The organism is Chromobacterium alkanivorans (assembly GCF_016937655.1).
Lineage (GTDB): Bacteria > Pseudomonadota > Gammaproteobacteria > Burkholderiales > Chromobacteriaceae > Chromobacterium > Chromobacterium alkanivorans.
The window spans coordinates 559889-579877 of the sequence record NZ_JAFHKL010000001.1 but is presented as its reverse complement, the minus strand read 5'-3'; the positions used below and the strand labels follow the sequence as shown (position 1 = coordinate 579877).

At 48.1% G+C, this 19989-nt stretch carries 12 protein-coding genes; 1 reads left to right on the top strand and 11 read right to left on the bottom strand.

Going from position 1 to position 19989, the window contains the following annotated elements:
- Position 1: 1 nt before the first annotated feature.
- The 11 genes from JW897_RS02690 to gltB form a co-directional block, all read right to left on the bottom strand.
- Positions 2 to 1057 carry a polysaccharide biosynthesis protein gene (locus tag JW897_RS02690; RefSeq protein WP_048414161.1) on the bottom strand — a complete coding sequence of 352 codons (1056 nt, stop codon included), beginning with the start codon at positions 1055 to 1057 and terminating at the stop codon, positions 2 to 4.
- 7 nt (positions 1058 to 1064) lie between these two features.
- The gene (locus JW897_RS02685) at positions 1065 to 1934 is read right to left on the bottom strand and encodes a dTDP-4-dehydrorhamnose reductase family protein (protein ID WP_205465104.1); all 870 of its coding nucleotides are present in this window, start codon (positions 1932 to 1934) and stop codon (positions 1065 to 1067) included.
- A gap of 10 nt (positions 1935 to 1944) precedes the next feature.
- Complete coding sequence (locus JW897_RS02680; protein ID WP_205465103.1) at positions 1945 to 3069, bottom strand: glycosyltransferase family 4 protein; 1125 nt, start codon at positions 3067 to 3069, stop codon at positions 1945 to 1947.
- Between the two features lie 8 nt (positions 3070 to 3077).
- On the bottom strand, positions 3078 to 5009 hold the full coding sequence (asnB, locus tag JW897_RS02675; RefSeq protein ID WP_048414348.1) for an asparagine synthase (glutamine-hydrolyzing): 1932 nt from the start codon (positions 5007 to 5009) through the stop codon (positions 3078 to 3080).
- A gap of 11 nt (positions 5010 to 5020) precedes the next feature.
- The gene (locus JW897_RS02670) at positions 5021 to 6193 is read right to left on the bottom strand and encodes an O-antigen polymerase (RefSeq protein ID WP_205465102.1); all 1173 of its coding nucleotides are present in this window, start codon (positions 6191 to 6193) and stop codon (positions 5021 to 5023) included.
- A gap of 92 nt (positions 6194 to 6285) precedes the next feature.
- Positions 6286 to 7539 (bottom strand): glycosyltransferase, encoded by a 1254-nt coding sequence (locus JW897_RS02665; protein WP_205465101.1) that lies wholly within the window; start codon positions 7537 to 7539, stop codon positions 6286 to 6288.
- A 3-nt stretch (positions 7540 to 7542) separates the two neighbouring features.
- A complete protein-coding gene (locus JW897_RS02660) occupies positions 7543 to 8742 on the bottom strand; it encodes a polysaccharide biosynthesis protein (protein WP_205465100.1) in 1200 nt (399 codons plus the stop codon).
- A 683-nt stretch (positions 8743 to 9425) separates the two neighbouring features.
- A complete protein-coding gene (locus JW897_RS02655; protein WP_205465099.1) occupies positions 9426 to 10457 on the bottom strand; it encodes an SDR family oxidoreductase in 1032 nt (343 codons plus the stop codon).
- Between the two features lies 1 nt (position 10458).
- Complete coding sequence (gene tviB, locus JW897_RS02650) at positions 10459 to 11733, bottom strand: Vi polysaccharide biosynthesis UDP-N-acetylglucosamine C-6 dehydrogenase TviB (protein ID WP_048414346.1); 1275 nt, start codon at positions 11731 to 11733, stop codon at positions 10459 to 10461.
- 251 nt (positions 11734 to 11984) lie between these two features.
- Entirely contained in the window at positions 11985 to 13415 is a 1431-nt protein-coding gene (locus tag JW897_RS02645; protein ID WP_205465098.1) for a glutamate synthase subunit beta, read from the bottom strand.
- A 98-nt stretch (positions 13416 to 13513) separates the two neighbouring features.
- Positions 13514 to 17962, bottom strand: a complete 4449-nt coding sequence (gene gltB, locus JW897_RS02640) for a glutamate synthase large subunit (RefSeq protein ID WP_205465097.1) — start codon at positions 17960 to 17962, stop codon at positions 13514 to 13516.
- 282 nt (positions 17963 to 18244) lie between these two features.
- On the opposite strand from gltB, the gene JW897_RS02635 reads away from it, so the two are divergent.
- A complete protein-coding gene (locus tag JW897_RS02635; RefSeq protein ID WP_205465096.1) occupies positions 18245 to 19765 on the top strand; it encodes a phospholipase D-like domain-containing protein in 1521 nt (506 codons plus the stop codon).
- Positions 19766 to 19989: the final 224 nt, after the last annotated feature.

Sequence of the window (19989 nt, the reverse complement as noted above, 5' to 3'; positions counted from 1 at the left end):
TTCACTCCTCCGCTACCGCTACTTCACCTCTCACAATACGCTGCATGAAATCCAACTTTATCAAAAGTTCTTTCATTCCATCAATTGCAAGCCGGTCTGTATTGTGTGAGTTATAATCTTCACCCACACTCGTGCGAGTCAAACGTTGATCACCTTGTTCTACGAATTTTGTATAGTTCAAATCTCGACCATCGGGAGGGACACGGAAATATTCACCCATATCTTCCGCACACGCCATTTCTTCTCTACTTAACAGAACTTCATATAGCTTTTCACCGTGCCGTGTTCCAATAACGTGCACAGGGTGATTCTCTTTCTTCATATGGGACAATATCGCATGCGCTAAAGTCTCAACAGTTGCAGCGGGTGCTTTTTGAACAAAAATATCACCGTTCCTCCCGTTCTCAAATGCATAAAGTACGAGATCAACCGCATCAGCTAATGTCATCATAAATCGAGTCATATCCGGATTCGTGATTGTAATCGGCTTTCCTGCTAGTACTTGCTCAACGAATAAAGGAATAACAGAGCCACGCGATGCCATAACATTACCATAACGCGTGCCGCAAATGGTTGTACCGGTTCCTTCCAGATTCCGGCTGGTTGCAACCATAACCTTTTCCATCATCGCTTTACTGATACCCATTGCATTTATTGGATATACTGCTTTATCAGTACTCAGACAAACAACCTTTTTGACACCTGCAGCGATAGCAGACATCAAAACATTCTCAGTTCCCAACACATTAGTCCAAACAGCCTGCATGGGGTGGAATTCACAAGAAGGCACTTGCTTCAAAGCCGCGGCATGAAATACATAGTGAACGCCGCGCATAGCTTGCTCTATGCTACGATAATCTCTTACATCGCCGAGATAAAATTTAAGCTTAATATTGTTATATTTTTTCCGCATGTCATCTTGTTTTTTTTCATCGCGGCTGAAAATACGAATTTCTGAAATATCAGAGTCAATAAAACGCTGCAAGACAGCGTTTCCAAACGAACCAGTACCGCCAGTAATTAACAATGACTTCCCTTTAAAACTATTCATTTTCATTTCTCTCTTAATTAAAGTTCTTCATCAGTGCAATCATCTCAGGCCATTCCAATGGTTCAAAGCCTGTTGCATTTCGGAACCTGATGGAGTTCAATGACCTATTGATAGAAAGAGATATATCTTCTTTGATTTCAATCTCTTTACCATAAATTTTAGCAACCAAGGTCAGCAAATCAAATTTATTAATAGGTTCAGCCGAAACATGATACACCCCTCTCAACTCTCTATTGGGGATAACAAAATCTCGGATTATTCTCGCAATTTCAACCGTCGGAAGCCCAGAGAAGATAGCATTTTTATAACCCAATATACTACCTTCCTGACTCAAGAACCAATCAATCAGACTTCTATTCCCGTTTAATTCATGACCTATAATAGAGGTACGAAGTGTTATGGCATTCTGATAGTCAACCTCTCCAATCAGCTTACTCCGGCCATAAAGGTCATAGGCATCAGGGAAATCTGCCTCAACATAATCTCCCTTTTTACCAGAAAATACACAATCTGTACTCAGATGTATCAGTCTCGCTCCAACTGCGCTGCAGATATTTGCTAATCTATGTGGAAAAATAGCATTTATTGGCAATGCATCAAGAGGGTTATTGGAAGCAGCTAATTGCTTAACCAAACCAATACAATTTATGACAACATCTGGCTTATGAGAGGACAGCACTGACAAAAGGTGATCAAAGTTTTCAACATCGACCCCTTGAGTTACATTTAATTTGAGCTCATCTGAAAAAGCGGAAATGGCTCCCATCGATCGAACCGTTCCAAATACCTCATACACTCCAGATTGAGACAGTAACCGATATACTGCATTCCCAAGCATGCCAGATACGCCCAGTATGACGATACGCTTATTGTGTTCTCTCATCTCAGTTCCTTCAATTCATCTCAGCTAAATCAAATACATTGTCCCAAGTTTTTTTCGCAGTACCGGACCATCGATATACACTGCTTCTTTCATAAGAAGATTTAGATAAATTCTCTAAAAGAGTTTTATTGGTAAGTATTTCTTCCAACTTTACCCTTAGTGAATCAGGGGAGTGTGGGGAGAAGTATAATATTCCATCCCCTCCAAACTCCGGCATTGGCATTACGTTAGACGAAAGAACAGGCCGACCTGAAGCCAATGACTCTAATAAGATGTTTGGGCAATTCTCACACGAAGATGCAAACAGTATAACGTGAGCATTTTGATTCCAGGCAGGGACATTTTTATAATCCACCCCGCCCATTAATAAGATATCATTTTGTAAATTCTCACGCGCTATCAACTCTCTTATAAAGCAGGCCTCCGGCATATTGGTCTCACCAACCAATACCAAAGGGTATTGTGATCTCAGCTCTAGAGGCAAGCTTGCGTAAGCTGCCACAACTTCTCGATGGTGTTTGTAAATTTCAAACCTTGAAACATAAAGAATATATTTTTTCTGAGGAGCCTCTATAGGACGAGCCAATGGCAATTTTTGTAGTAAAAAATCCTTACTGATACCATGCGGTATAGTTACCGCATTTTTTATTTTAATATATTTTTCAATATGAGTGCGTGCAAAATTTGAAATGAAAATCGTTAAATCAGCCTTGCTCATACTATTCAACATAGCCCTTTTTAGCAAGACTAGTCTTAATTTATCCCTCCCCCACCCCATAGTAGAAATGAGCTCATCATCAAATGGCATCATATTTCTAAACATTGTCACAACTTTACATCCAACAGGAGGCTTTGTACTTACCACACCACCAGGACAAAATAAGATATCAATTTTGTATTTTTTTAGAATCAATGGAAGAGCAAAGCGCTCCCAAATAAATCGAGAAATTGGATTATTGGTAGGCCAAAAGGTAGATAATTTTTTTAAGTTCTCACTTTCCGGCAATAGCAAGTTATCTGGGCAATATATGTAAATTGTCAAACCATCCCTATTAGGCAAGTTGTCCAATAAGTTTTTAATATATGTTTGACCACCGCCAAGCTTTGCAGAAAGCGCATTTATTAAAATTTTCATTTTTACAATCACCGACTAAAATTACGCCATGCTTGAAACATCAAAACATGCCAAAGATATAGGGAGCGATCGTAATGCCCACTTTGATGTTGATCCCAAACTTTCCTAACCTTAGCGTAATCAAAAATACCCTCATTTTTTATTTGAATAGGATCCAAAATCTCTTCAGCCCATTTTTTTAAATCACTTCTTAACCATTTTGCCAATGGAACTTCAAATCCTTTCTTGGGACGCTCGATAAGCTCACGCGGCACATATTTGTCTAGTAGCGCCCTTAGTATCCACTTGCCATTGCCATTTTTTAATAAAATATCTCGAGGCAAAGAGACCGCAAACTCCGCAATCTTGTGATCCAATAGAGGAGCCCGAATCTCTAGACTTGCACACATTGATGCACGATCAACCTTAACCAGTAGGTCATCAGGCAAATAGTTTTGTATGTCCCAAAGCCTCATTTGGTTTATGTTCGACAAATCTCGATGAAAACCATCAACAAAATTACCTGTAGTCTGACTACCTAATACAAGGTGATCTTCATGCTTCCATCTTGTCATTAATTTTAAGTAGAGATCCTCGAGGCTAACTGATTTACTAAAATCAGAAATCCCATATATTCTTCTTCCTGTGAAATCTGAACGAAGACTTCTGGGTACTAATTTTAATAGTTTGTCCCAATTCAACGGAGAGAGAGAGCTTGATATTGCTGACGTGCTACTCTTTACCCAATATGGCGTCTTTGAAAGCTTTTGCCATAATTTCTCACATAGCTGATATCTTGGGTAGCCACTAAATAGCTCATCCCCGCCGTCGCCCGATAAGGCAACAGTGACATACTGCTTGGTCATTCTCGAAACGAGTAATGTCGGTATCTGTGAAGAGTCTGCAAAGGGCTCATCATAAATAGAGGGTAACTCTTCGACTAATTTTAAAGCATCTGAAGCACGTACAAATAACTCTGTATGGTCAGTCCCTAAATGCTCGGCAACTGCCTTTGCATAAGGTGCCTCATTATATGTATCTTCATCAAATCCAATAGTAAAAGTTTTTATTGGTTGATGGCTTTGCGATTGCATAATTGCAGAAACCAAGCTTGAATCGACACCTCCAGATAAGAATGCCCCCAATGGAACATCTGCCATTGCTTGTCTTCTTATCACAGTATTTAATGCATCATCCAATTTTGCAATAAGCTGAGACACTCCAATCTCATTAGAGGGTTGGTCCTCTTTCTCAAAGTAATGGGCTATATTCCAATATTTCTCAACCTCGGATAATACTGAAGACTCCAGATTTAATTTTATATAACTGGAGGGGGGGAGTTTTTTTATTTCTTTATATATAGATCTACCTCCACCGACATAACCGAAACTCATATACGACGAAGTAGAGTCTAAATCCAAATTGAGATACTCGCCATAACACTGCGCAATGGCTTTAAGTTCAGAAGCAAAAACAAATCTTCCATTTATCACGCCATAGTATAAAGGCTTCTCCCCCATTCTATCACGCACTAAATAAACACACTTTTCTTGCCTATCATATATCGCGATAGAAAACATACCAGTTATCCTAGCGATTGTTTCCATTACGCCATAGTTTGAAAGGCACTCGACCAGAACCTCTGTGTCAGAACCGCCCCGCCAATTCATGAATCCATTTATCTGATTTAATTCCTTTCTCAACTCCTCAAAATTATAAATCTCACCATTATACGATACGACATACCGACAACATTGCGACATCATTGGCTGGCTGCCGCTATCACTAAGATCAAAAATTGATAACCGCCTATGGCCAAAATGCAAATTAACATCATTATCAGACCAGATTTTTTCAGCATCAGGGCCTCTGTGAGAAATTTTATCCAGCATTTCTTTTAACTCACACACAAGCGATGAAGGCTGATGATTCCTAGAGAAAATACCAGCTATTCCACACATCATTTTCCCTTTCAGATATTATGTTTTTTTTGCGTTAGTTTTCTACACGCACTTACCACACAATAAACTACGCAGTACAGCACATATAAGTACACAATGTTAATGCAGTAATATATTGTCGTCAGAAAAAATTCATGATAAATAGTTAATGGGTAGCTTGCCAAAACAACAGAAAATGCCCCTCTCCAGTAGTAGCTACGCCCCGACATTATTTTAAGCACATAAAACACAAGTGCTTTGATAAATATAAAGGCCAGCCCCCACCAAGCAAGGTAATCATACAACACAGCATAGCCACTGTATACATTAGTGCTAAGGCTTCCTATATTCGTATAGTCGATAATAAAGAAATCCTTTGCACCAACCATTTTTGAAAAATCAGAACCAAATTTATTTGCCGCAATGTCAAAAGCGTACCAATAAGTATTTATCTTTTGTGCAATGAAAAAAGAAAATGAATATACCGATCCAAATGCGTATATAAAGAACCATGAAAGAGCAATTTTTATACCCTCTATGGAGAAATCACCATCCAAACGCAGCACCTGCATTGAGACCACAAAGAGTGATACAAAAATGGCTATGACACGCAATAGCACCTTAGAATTTATGAGGTTGTAATAATAAGAACTTGAGACCAATGCAACAACAGTAACGATAAGTGTAGACCTATTGCCCTCCAACAAGCTGGCCAAACCCGAGAATATCAATAAAGCCCATAATATTTTATTATTATATTTTGCTACACTACCTTCATAAAACCTTATAAACCAAAAGAAAACAACAACCAAACCCATGGAAATATTGATTGATCTATATATCAGTGGATTAGAAGCATCAACCCCTTCTCCCGCATGCGCAAGCGAACGTTGCTCTAAAAAGTAATCACTGATACTTGGCGCATTTATTAACTTACCCAAAATACCTACAATATAAATTGCAAACAAACCTATTAAAATCCCTATCACCCAACGGTACGTAATATTTTCATTCTGCCAAACACGGCTATTCAAATGATTGCTTTGATAAACTTTCGGAAATATTAAACCAAGAAGTGTCAACACAAACCATTCAAAAATCAAAAACACACATAATATATAGTGCCCCTCATCAATATGAAAGAATGGCAGGTCGCTCAGTGCAGGTAAAAAAATAGCTCCCACCCAAAAAGGGATCAGCAACATAGTTTCGGCCGACTTAAAACGCCGAAGCATTATAGTAATGGTAAGTAGTATTGTTAGAGCAATAAAAATTAATATCACTTTGCCCATACTCCTCAATGCATGCCGACTGCAGCTACATACTGAGAGGCTATATCTTGCAGATCATACCCCTCAAGGATAGCCTTTACCGTATCAATAGAAGCATAACGCCCCGTGTTTTTACCAATAAAATCAATTATTTTCGTATAGCCATTCTCATGACTCTCCATATAATTGTAATTAAAACAATATCCCTCATCCTCATACATTGAGAACAGTTTATGCGGGGTATTTTGAGCCCCAATATTTATAATTGGCTTACCTGTAGCGATAAGCTCAACAATCTTACTTGGAGTCATTGAACAATTTACATTATCCACGTTCACCAAAAAATCTGCAGTTTCTATAACTGTCGAAACCAATTCTCTCGCAATAATCCCACGATGGTTTATATGGCTAAAGTCATACTTCCCGAAGTCATATCCATTTGCTGGCCCATAGATATCTAATTCTAATTTTAACCCAAGCTCGTTAACAACCTTCACCAGGCTAAACAATTGATCTGGCTCCCTAATCCCTTTATGAAAGCCACCTATATATACAAGACGAATTATTTTATTTTTACTTGTTTCCTCGTGTAAGCCAGGTCCACTTCCAACATAAAAACTGTCAATATCCACCAAGTGTGGAATAACAGAGACCTTTTCTCGGTTACATACCTCTGCTCCCACGTAGTCTCTAGCGGTTGTTTCATTAGTAAACACGACAGCAGAACATCTATTCAGCATCAACTTCTCAATATAAATATTAATTTTCTTATATAGTGCGAAATTATTTGGCTGCATCGAGTCAGAAGTAGAAAATGGATCTCCATAGTCTGCAATCCATCTGGCATTATCATTTTTCTGCTTCGAATACAAATATGACGCCCCCAAGTGCGCCAATAAACATGGATAATAAGACACGATAAGATCGTACTTCACCTTGCGTCTCTTAAATAACTCAGCACTTAATGGAAATATCCAATGCCAAAATGCATCTGGCCAGTATATTTTTCGGTACAATTTTAAAAGAGAGCCCTTAATATTACTTTGTAGGCTTCGCTTTTTCTCAACATATACTGCACTATGCTGTCTTCTTTTTCTGCCTAACCTGGCAATTGAAGAGAAAATATGTGGCTCATCAAAAATTGTACCTTCAAAATCACCACTTGTTATGACATCCACCTCATGCCCATTTTCAGACCAATACCTCATCAATTGATGCCATCTATATGCATGTGCATCAATTGCCGGAGGGAAAAAATAATTAATAAGTAGAATTTTCATCTCTTACATTTTCATTTTCTGATTAATCAGAGGGGTAAGCTCTTTAATATTGCCTGCACCAAGAATGCATATGAAAGCAATCAAGAAATAAGTGATGATAGAACCTACAGCAGGAATGTATTGAAATGGCAACACACTACTCATCAATGGAACTATAACAACGCTCAGAATCAAAGCTGATAGCATTGTCAAAAAAATCAGTCTCGATCCATTATTGAGCAAAAGAATATTTATAAATGGTGAACTAATTAGCGACAAGAATGGAGCAATCGACATCAGCAAAAAAATAACTGGCAATTCTGAATACTTACCTTTATCAACAAAAGGTATACCAAAATAAACAATAACTATTACTAGCATGTAGCACAAAATAAAAAAAGGCAGTTTCTTGGAAAGTCCTTTGATGATACTCCTGCATTCACCGATGTTTTTTACACTAGCCAATTGAGGTAGTAATGCTGTATTAAATGCAAAAGCAGCCATATTTAGAATGGCCAAATATCTGCTCGCCGCGCCGTAAAGTGATGTAACGTAAGGCTCTCCCGTGTATGCCGCCACAAAAACGGGGTAATATGGAATTGCGGCACCGGCCAAAGTATAGCCAATAACGAAATTTGCCTTTTTTAAGACAGCCGCAGAGCAAAGCCTCGCTCCTTTTTTAGGCACTTTCAACAAAAATAGTTGACTCGAGCCCCCAAAAATAAGAACTGTTAACATCGCTGACAAAATGAGCACAACGAAATAGTAGACTTCATTTACCTGAATTTTAAATACGATGGGAATGGCTGCAAAAATAAGCCATCCAAAATTCTTACAAATCTCCATCATGCTATATGATGTGAAGTTCTCATGCTTCTGGAAGAAAATCTTCAAATACTGATGATGCGTTAGTATAACAATGCTTACGCAGCAAAGAAGAACGTCTAAACCTGTCGAAATTCTCCACAACCAAATGCTGGACAACAACAGGCACAATAAAAGCAATGTATTTTTTATTGCCGTCAGATGCTCTTTATATTTTGCATGCTCCGCAATATAAAGCCTCTCCAATGGCCCGCATACCATTTGATAACCAAGAAAAGAAACCGTTGTTAAAATCGTAAAGTGCGCATAATTAGTAACACTAAGGTTGCGAATGAGCATTAAATTTATTACGACCAATAACAACTTCGAGATAACATCTCCCATGGCAATTGTGAACATACCTCTCATGGCCTAACATTACTCCGAAGTGCAATTACTTATATATTCACATCAATAGCCTGCATTTCCATGCTAACGGCTTCGCTCTTTATCATCAACCTTTGTACAATGTTCAACAATGGGAGACAATAAAAACTACTGCAATATGCCCTCGAAAAAGGGTACTATTTTATTCCGCAGACTATATATTAGATTTTTGGGATGCAGAATCACAAAACTTAGACAAAGAGACCCAAAGAGATAAGCATCTTATTTAGATAAAGCTATCCAAGAATGAGCCAGTATCTCTAAAAGAGAGCGACGTGCAGTACAATTGTAGACTCGTCCCCCAAATCTAACCTCCATACTGCACCTCAGCTCAGACCATGAAACGATGTGGAATCATCTCCATTTAGACTCGCCAAGCACTTAATGCTTTCTACCTGCAGCTGACTGCAACACACATGAGACTTTCTTCCACATCAAAAAATATGCTTCTCCCCTATTAAGCATATGTAGCAAATCAACAAACTATCTTCATTCAGTTGAACGGCACTATATTAGCAAGCTAATAAAGGTAGATTAAATTTAGCCCAACAAAAACAAACACAACCAAGACAAAAGGTCTAAATTGAAATAGTTAAAATGGAATTACAATTCTAACAAATCAATTTAGACCTTTTATTTCCCTGTGCGTTGCAGCTTTATTTTTTCTCTAGGAAGTAGCCAACATACCATGGCATAGTTTTCTTAATCCCATCTCCAACCGAAAATATGGGTTTGTAATGGAGAAGTCCCTCTGCCTTGGAAATATCAGCTTGAGAATGACGTACATCACCAGCTCGAAAATCTTGCTTCAATGCGTCTTTAGAGTAAACTATTCCATTTTCTTTTAATTCAGACCGAATCATATCGAAAAGCTGGTTCAAGCTGGTTCGACCACCAAACGCCACATTATATACTTGGCCTTTTGCATTATCCGACGCCAACGCTGCTAGTAAATTTGCTTGAACAACATTTTCTATAAAACAAAAATCCCGGCTGGTCTCACCATCGCCATTTATGAGCACATCGGAATCAGCAATCATTGCTGACGTCCACTTCGGAATAACAGCTGCATAAGCTCCTGCAGGGTTTTGTCTACGTCCAAATACGTTAAAATAACGAAGCCCTATAGGTTTAAAATTATATACTTTTGAGTATACGTCCGCATACAGCTCATTCACCAACTTTGTAACCGCATAAGGGCTTAGCGGTTTTCCAATATTGTCTTCAACTTTAGGTAAAGCTGGATGATCTCCATATGTGCTACTGCTAGCCGCATACGTAAAACTTTCTACACAGGCATTTTTTGCTGCTTGTAGCATGTTCAAAAAACCATCAATATTAGTTTGATTGGTCGTTATTGGATCATTAATACTTCTGGGGACGGAACCAAGAGCTGCTTGGTGGAGCACATAATCCACTCCTTTACATACCCCCTCACAAGTCGAGTAATCTCGTATATCTCCTTCGATAAATCTAAAATTACTCCACTGCCCTGCCGTTACCCCACGCTGGACTTCTTCCAAATTGCGCATATTGCCGGTACTGAAATTATCTAGACCAATCACCTTCTGATTTAATATCAGTAGCTCTTCTAGAAGATTACTACCAATAAAGCCAGCAACACCTGTAATCAGCCAGACCTTTTCGGTTTTCGAAATTTTACTTCTTAGCTGTTGAAAATACCTCATATTACAGCCTCAAATCCGAATCAGTTGCATTTAAAACATATTTTAAATCATAAATCACGCTCTTTTGTTTAACAAAAGAACGAATCTTTTTGACTCCCATGCTTCTAAATTCATTATGCGCAACAGCCACGATGACAGCATCGTAATCCGTATCGTTTATCTCTTCCAAAACTGAAATACCATATTCATGAGCAGCCTCTACTGAACTAACCCATGGATCATATACATCCACAGTACAGTTATACTCTTTTAACACAGAAACGACATCAATGATCTTGGTGTTACGCAGATCTGGACAGTTCTCTTTAAAGGCAAGACCTAAAATCAAAACCTTGGCTTTTGACGCCGAGATATCTTTCATAGCCATTTGCTTTATCAATTGACCAGCGACATATTCCGCCATATTGTCGTTCAGGCGGCGACCTGCCAAGATAATTTCTGGGTGATAGCCAATGGCTTGAGCTTTATGTGTCAAATAATAAGGATCAACACCGATACAATGCCCGCCTACGAGACCAGGCCTGAATGGCAGAAAATTCCACTTGCTACCTGCCGCGTTCAAAACTTCCTCAGTATCAATGCCCATCTTATTAAAGATGATGGCGAGCTCATTAATGAGTGCGATGTTCAGGTCACGCTGGGTGTTTTCAATAACCTTGGCCGCCTCTGCAATTTTTATACTTGAGGCTTTATGTGTTCCTGCAACGATAATCTCGTTGTAGAGTTGATCTACAACTTCAGAGATTTCAACAGTTGAGCCGGATGTCACTTTTTTGATAGTTGTAACTCGGTGTTGTTTATCACCAGGGTTAATCCGCTCCGGGCTATATCCACAATAAAAATCTACATTAAAGGTCAAGCCCGACTCATGCTCCAGTACAGGAACGCAATCCTCTTCCGTTGCCCCTGGATAAACAGTCGACTCATAAATTACGATATCGCCCTTCTTTAGCAATTTCCCAACGCTTTTACTAGCGCTGATCAAAGGGGACAAATCTGGAATGTTATATTTATCTATCGGGGTCGGGACTGTAACAATATAGCAATTGCAATCAGCGATATCACCCAGATCGCTTGTAAACTTCAAAAAGGAGGCGGCATGAATTTCTTCTTTAGATGTTTCCAAAGTTGAATCCACGCCTTCTTTTAGCTCTTTAATCCGCTCTTCTTTTATATCAAACCCAACAACCGCTCTTTTTCGACCAAATTCTACGGCCAAAGGAAGACCGACATAACCAAGCCCAACAACTGCCAGCTTAAGATTATCAGTTTTCATAATCAATGACACCTGTTTCATTCACAATTTTGTTGATTTGATATTGATTTGCATCACAAGCCCACATAAGCCACATAACACCTTATGTGCGCCGCCAACTTATAAATTGAAGCCCGAACCCAAACCTCATGAAAATCTTTAAAAAAGCAGCATATATTGCAAATAGGCGCGAAGCAATTAATGACTAATGCCACAAATGACTTCACGCCCTTTTTGACCACCCAGTTTAATTTTCGCTTAACGCAATTACCTTAGCTAGCGGATGAATCCATACCAGCAAGATAGTCAACTATTTCTAACGCAGCTTGTCGACCTCCGAACACTGCTGTCACAACCAAATCCGAACCTGTCACCATATCGCCTGCTGCAAAAATCTTGCTATGGGAAGTTTGATGCTGAAAGGTTGGTTTTAAGCTTGTTTTCACTCGCGCAGCCTCATCAGTCATTATGCCTGCCGTCTCATACCATGATTGCTTCTGTGGCATAAAGCCAAACGCAATGATAACGCGGTCACATTCTATGACCATCTCACTTCCCGGCACAAGCTCTACAGTGCCGCGCCCTCTCTTGCCTACAGGGAGGTGCTGAGTCTGCGCGAGTCGTACAGCTAAGCTCCCGCTCACCATCGGCTCAATCGCCAGCGGCTGATAATTCCATAGAAAATCAGCTCCTTCTTCTTTTGCATTTGTGACTTCTCTCTTTGAGCCAGGCATGCTCGCCTCGCCACGCCTGTATACGCATTTGACATTCACCGCACCTTGCCGAACGGCCGTCCTTATACAATCCATCGCTGTATCGCCCCCGCCCAGCACCAATACGCGCTTACCCTTCATCGAGATTGCGGCTTCGCCCTTAGACAGGGTTCCTTGCGTCTGTCGCACATTGTTGATCAAGTAGGGCAAAGCCTCCAATACGCCGGGACTCTCCTCACCAGTGAAACCACCCTTCATATATTGATAAGCTCCCATACCCATGAACACGGCGTCGTGCGTCCTCAGCAATTTGTCGAAGGCGATGTCTTTCCCCACTTCCGTATTCAGCACAAACTCCACGCCCATGCCCTCCAAGATTTCCCTACGGCGGCGCACCACATCTTTCTCAAGCTTGAATTCCGGGATGCCAAAAGTCAGCAGGCCGCCGATCTCCTCGTAACGGTCAAACACCACAGCCTTGACGCCATTGCGCACCAGCACGTCGGCGCAGGCGAGGCCGGCCGGGCCGGCGCCGATCACCGCGACTTTCTTGTCCGTCCACACCACCTTGGACATGTCCGGACGCCAGCCGGCTTTGAAGGCCTCGTCGGTGATGTATTTTTCGATGCTGCCGATGGAAACCGCGCCGAAGCCTCCCTGGTTCAAGGTGCAAGCGCCTTCGCACAAACGATCCTGCGGGCAGACCCTGCCGCAGATCTCCGGCAGGCTATTGGTTTTGTGCGACATTTCCGCCGCCTCGAACAAGCGCCCCTCCTCCACCAGCTTCAGCCAGTTGGGGATGTAGTTGTGCACCGGGCACTCCCATTCGCAGTACGGGTTGCCACAGGACAGGCAGCGGCCGGCCTGCTCCGCCGCGTCCACGCTGTGCAGCGGCTGGTAGATCTCTTTGAATTCGATCTTGCGCACGGAGGCGTCGACCTTGTCGCCGGGGTTGCGCGAGAGCTTCATGAATTGGAAAACATCGCTCATGGTTGTTTCCTGTCTTGCTGTACCCGCCGCTCGCCGGCGGCCGGATTTTGAATGAGGTGTGGGCGGGACGGCGTCTGAGCCGCCCCGCCCTGCGCGTCTTAGTCCTTGAGCAGGCTGTCTAGCTTGGCCGCCTTGGGTTTGACCAGCCAGAAGTAGTCGACGTAATCGTCGAAGTTCTCCAGCATCGCCTTGGCCGTCTCGGAGCCGGTCAACTCAACGTGCTTGGCGATCTTTTCCAATAGATAGGCGCGATACATGCCCATGGCCTCGCCGTTGATCAGATGGATGTCGATCAGCTCGTTGTTGTAGCGATAGGCGAATTTCTCATTCGGGTCGTAGACGAAGGCGAAGCCGCCGGTCATGCCGGCGCCGAAGTTGTAGCCGGTTTCGCCCAGCACGATGACGCTGCCGCCGGTCATGTATTCGCAGCAATGGTCGCCCGCGCCTTCGATGACGGCCAGCGCGCCGGAGTTGCGCACCCCGAAACGCTCGCCCGCCACGCCGGCGGCGAACAGTTGTCCGCCGGTGGCGCCGTACAAACAGGTGTTGCCGATGATGATGGACTCGCCCGCCCGGTATCCGGCGTTCTTGGGCGGGTAGATGGTCACCCGGCCGCCGGCCATGCCCTTGCCCACATAGTCGTTGGCGTCGCCTTCCAACTCCAGGTGCAGGCCGGACGCGTTCCACACGCCGAAGCTTTGACCGGCGCTGCCGCTGAACTTGATCTTGAGACAGCCGAACGGCAAGCCCGCGGCGCCGTGAACGCGGGCGATCTCGCCGGACAGGCGCGCGCCGATGGAGCGGTGGGTGTTCTCGATTGGGTAGCTCAGCTCCAGCATCTGTTTATTGTGGATGGCGGACAAGGCGTCCTGCAGAATGGCTTCCGCCAATTCGCCCTTGTCGAAGGAGGGATTGCTGGCGCTGACGCAGAAACGCGGCTCGCTGTCCGGCACCCGGCCTTGTGACAACAAGGGGGATAGGTCGAGCTTCTGCTGCTTATCGGTGTCGCCGGCCGCCAGGCTCAGCAGGTCCATCCGGCCGATCAACTGCTCCATATTGCGCACGCCCAGCTTGGCCATCCACTCGCGGGTTTCGCGCGCGATGAACAGGAAATAGTTCATCACCATTTCCGGCAAGCCGGTGAAGTACTTGGAGCGCAGCTTGATTTCCTGGGTGGCTACGCCGGTGGCGCAGTTGTTCAAATGGCAGATGCGCAGGTATTTGCAGCCCAGCGCCACCATAGGCCCGGTGCCGAAGCCGAAGCTTTCCGCTCCCATCATCGCCGCCTTGACCACATCCAGCCCGGTCTTCAAGCCGCCGTCGGTCTGCACCCGCACCCGGCCGCGCAGGCCGTTGGCGCGCAGCACTTGCTGCGCTTCGGACAGGCCCAGTTCCCAAGGGGAGCCGGCGTATTTGACCGAGGTCAGCGGCGAAGCGCCGGTGCCGCCGTCGTAGCCGGAGATGGTGATCAGATCGGCGTAGGCCTTGGCCACGCCGGCGGCGATGGTGCCGACGCCGGGCTCGGCCACCAGCTTGACCGACACCAGCGCGGACGGATTGACCTGCTTGAGGTCGAAAATCAGCTGCGCCAGGTCTTCGATCGAATAGATGTCATGATGCGGCGGCGGCGAGATCAGGCTGATGCCTTCCTTGGCGTGGCGCAGCCGCGCAATCAGGCCGGACACCTTGTCGCCCGGCAGCTGGCCGCCCTCGCCCGGCTTGGCGCCCTGGGCCACCTTGATCTGCAGCACTTCGGCATTGACCAGGTAATGCGGCGTGACGCCGAAGCGTCCCGACGCCACCTGCTTGATCTTGGACATCTTCTCCGTGCCGTAGCGCGCGGCGTCCTCGCCGCCCTCGCCGGAGTTGGAGCGCCCGCCCAGACGGTTCATCGCTATCGCCAGCGCCTCGTGTGCCTCCGGCGACAGGGCCCCCAGCGACATGCCCGCGGAGTCGAAGCGCTTGAGGATGGCTTCCACCGGCTCCACCTCGTCGATGGAGATGGGCTCGCCCAGCGGCTGCACCTGCATCAGGTCGCGCAGCATCGCCACCGGGCGCTGGTTCACCGCCTCGGCGTATTGCTGATAGGCCTGGTAATCGTCGTTCTGCACCGCTTTTTGCAGCAGGGTCACCACATCGGGGTTATAGGCGTGGTATTCCTCGCCGTGCACGTACTTGAGCAAGCCGCCCTGGGAGATCGGCCGCATCGGGTTGAAGGCGAAACGCGCCAGCTTGCGCTGATCGTCCTCGAAGTCGGAGAAACCCGCGCCCGACACCCGCGACACCGTACCCTTCAAGCACAGCTCCACCACCTCTTCGTGAATGCCCACCGCTTCGAACAGCTGCGCGCCGCGATAGGAGGCGATGGTGGAGATGCCCATCTTGGACAGTACTTTGAGCAGGCCCTTGTTGATGCCCTTGCGATAGTGCTGCAAGGCTTCGTTGAGCTTGAGTTTGACCTCGCCGCTCTGCACCAGCTCGATGATGCTTTGGTAAGCCAGGTAAGGGTAGACCGCGGTGGCGCCGTAGCCGATGATGCAGGCCATCTGGTGCGCGTCGCGCACCGTGCCGGTTTCCAGCACGATATTGGTTTTGCAACGCAGGCCGCTGTCGATCAGCGCGTGATGCACCGCGCCAGTGGCGAACAAGGCAGGAATAGGCAGCCGTTGCGCCGTCACGTGGCGGTCGGACAGCACGACGATGACAGTGCCCTCCTCCACAGCTTCGACCACATGCCGGCTCAGGCTCTCTATCGCCTGGCGCAGATCGGTCTCGACCGGGTCGTAGCACAGATCAAAGGTCGTCGCCTTCAGATAGGGCTCCGGCCGCGTGGTGACGCGGGTGAATTTCTCGTGCGACAGCACCGGCGAACGCACTTCCAGCCGCTTGGCGTGCTCGGCGCTCTCCTCGAACATATTGCGCTCGGGTCCGAACACCGTATTCAGCGACATCACCACCGCTTCGCGGATGGGGTCGATCGGCGGGTTGGTCACTTGGGCGAACTGTTGGCGCAGATAATCAAACGGCGAGCGCACCTTCCGGCTCAGCACCGCCATCGGCGTATCGTCCCCCATCGAACCCACCGCCTCCTGGCCGTCCTCGGCCAGCACGCGCAGGATCTGATCCCGTTCCTCGAAGCTGATGTTGAACAACTTCTGCAGGCGCGCCAGCTCGTCCTTGGACAAAGGTTCGACTCCGGCGTCGTCCTCGATCGACAGCTCCAGGTATTTGGCGCTGTCCTTGATCCATTGCCGGTACGGCTTGGCGCTCTTGAGCTGAGCGTCGATTTCCTCCGGCAGCAACAGCTCGCCGGTGGCCAGATCCGCGGCGAACAGCTGACCCGGCTTGACCCTGCCCTTGCGCACCACGTTTTCAGGCTGGTAGTCCCACACCCCCACTTCGGAGGCGATGGTCAGCACATTGTCCCGGGTCAACACCCAGCGCGCCGGCCGGAGACCGTTGCGGTCCAGCATGCAGGCGGCGTAGCGGCCATCGGTGAGCACGATGCCGGCCGGGCCGTCCCAGGGCTCCATATGCATGGAGTTGAATTCGTAGAAGGCGCGCAAGTCCTTGTCGGTGGAGTCCACATTCTGCCAAGCCGGCGGCACCAGCAGGCGCAGCGCGCGGAACAGCGGAATGCCGCCCATCAGCAGGCCTTCCAGCATATTGTCCAGCGACATCGAGTCGGAACCGTCGGTCTGCACGATGGGACGCACCGCGTCCATGTCCAGATGCGGAGAGGCCATGATGCGCTCGCGCGCGCGCGCCCAATGACGGTTGCCCTGCACGGTGTTGATTTCGCCGTTATGGGCGAGGAAACGGAAAGGCTGCGCCAGCTTCCATTGCGGCCAGGTATTGGTGGAGAAGCGCTGATGGAACACAGCCAGGCTGGACTCGAAGCGGGGATCGTTCAAATCCAGAAAGAACTTGGACAGGTTCTCCGGCGTCACCAAGCCTTTGTAGGACAGGGTGTGCGGCGACAAGGTCGGCAGATAAAAAAACGGGTCGTCCGCCTTATTGGCTTTCTCAGCCTGGCGACGACCCATGTACAAACGGCGCTGGAACATTAATTCGTCCATGCCGAACGGACAGTTAACAAAGACCTGGACCATGGCGGGAAGCGATGCCAAGGCCGCCTCCCCACAGGCGCTGTCGTCGGTGGGAACCTGCCGAAAGCCGGCCACCTCCAATCCCTGGGATTCCAGGAACTCGCGCAGACGGCGCAAGCTGCGCTCGCCCTGTTCCGAATCGGGATGGTGGAACACCAGACCGGCGGCGTACACTGGCTTCAGCGCCAAGCCGGCCTCAGCGGCGACTTCGCGCAAAAAACCGTCCGGCTTGCGAAACAGCAGGCCGCAGCCATCGCCGGATTTGCCGTCGGCGGCCACTGCGCCGCGATGAGTCAGTTTGGCCAGCGAGGAAATGGCGGTATCCACCAGCCAGTGACTGGGTTTATCGTCAAGCTGGGCGATCAAGCCAAAACCGCAGCTATCCTGTTCGAAGTCCGGATGGTACAGGGTGCCCTGTAGCCAGCGTTGTCTGTCCATAGCTTTGTCCTGCTTATAATGTGAAACGAATGTTTCGATTCTAAGGGCAAGGAGCTTGACCCTGCAACCGGTTTTTGTGCACCGCATTAGACGATAAAAATCATCAAGTTACAGCATGTTTTTTAATTTTTCGATGTCGAAAAATCGTATTTTTACGACGGATTAATTGTGATTTTGTGACGCGAACGTTCAATAAAACGACTGTCAAGCCGCCTTGTCAAGGACATCCAAAATGGCTCTTTTAATCGAATCAAGTATATTGTCAAACAATAGCCAAGCATAATGCCCATCCTGTCCCCTTCCCCCGCCAATCAGGAGCTGATCCGTCACCTGGCCGAGCAGGCGTTTTCCCGCTCCGCCGGCGCCCCGCTGGTGGGCGGCAATCACCTGGAATTGCTCTACGACAGCGCGGAGAATTTCCCGGCCTGGGAACAAGCCATCGCCGACAGCCGGGAGTCGATATTCATAGAGATGTATATCTTCGCCAACGACGCGTTCGGCCTGCGGGTGCGGGACCTGCTGACCGAGCGCGCGCGCGCCGGGGTGAAGGTTTGCGTGCTTTACGACTGGCTGGGCAGCTGGAAAACCCATCTGGGCAGTTTTTTCAAGCCCTTGCAGGCCGCGGGAGCGGAATTGCGCGCCTACAACCCCCCGTCGCTGACCGCCGGCCTCAGCATGCTGGGCCGCAACCATCGCAAGCTGATCGTGATTGATCGCCAGACCGTCTTCGTGTCCGGCCTGTGCATCAGTTCCAGTTGGGAAGGGCGGCCGGAACGCGGCCAAGAGCCCTGGCGCGATACCGGCGTCAAATTCAGCGGACCGCTGGCGGCCGACGCGCTGGCCGCCTTCGCCGACAGCTGGGCCAGCTGCGGCGGCCCGCTGCCCGAGGAATGGCTGACCCCGCCGCCGGCGGAGAACCGCGGCGCCGTGGCGGCGCGTCTGATCGCCACCACGCCCGCCACCGCGCAAATGATGCGCCTGGATTTGCTGATCGCCTGCTTCGCCCGACGCACGCTGTGGCTGACCGACGCCTACTTCATGGGCACCAGCATGTATCTGACCGCGCTGAAACAGGCCGCGCGCGACGGCGTCGACGTCCGCTTGCTGGTGCCGCGCTCCAGCGACATCGGCTGGATCGCCACCGTGTCGCGCACCCAGTATCGCCCGCTGCTGGAAGCCGGCGTGCGCGTCTTCGAATGGGACGGCCCGATGATCCACGCCAAGACCGCGGTGGCGGACGGCCGCTGGGCGCGCATCGGCTCCACCAATCTCAATCTGTCCAGCTGGCTGGCCAACCGCGAACTGGACGTGGCGGTGGAGGACCAGGCCTTGGCGGAAAAGCTGGCCGAGCAATTCCTGCAGGATCTGGACCACGCCACCGAAGTGATTCTGGCCGGTCAACGCCGCCGCCCGACGCTGACCAAGCCGCGTCCCAAGGACTATCACGGCCTGCTGTTGCCGCCGCACACCGCCGCCATCAGCGGCGCCAGCGCCGCCGCGCGGCAAGCTGCGCGGATCGGGGACGCGCTGGGCGTGGTGGTGCGCGGCACCCGCAACGTCGACGCCAGCGAGGCGTCCGCCTTCCTGACCATAGGCATGGCCCTGCTGATCTTCGCCGGCCTGATCGCCTTCTTCCCCTGGCTGGTGGCCGCGCCCTTGCTGTTTCTGCTGCTGCTCAGCGGCGGCGCCATCGTCGCCAAGGCCCTGGGCTTGTACTGGGCCCGACGTGGCAAAAAACAACAGCCGCCGCCGGCTGCGCCGGCAAGCGGTCAAGATGGCGCGCCTCAGGACAAATGCGATTAAAAACAATCCGTTGACCAGGGGCTGCGTTCCCCTGGCCGCTTCGCCGCACCGCGCCTGGCCGCCGCCGGGCGTTTTTTTCGCCGAAAAGTTTTTGCTGCGCAACAACATGACAAGCAAAAGGTCTAAAATGCGCGCTTTCTTGGGATGTTCTCCAGGCCGGCAGACGTGAAGCCCGCGCGGATTCCAGCGCGAGCCGACTACGGACCGCGGCGCAAAGCGCCCTG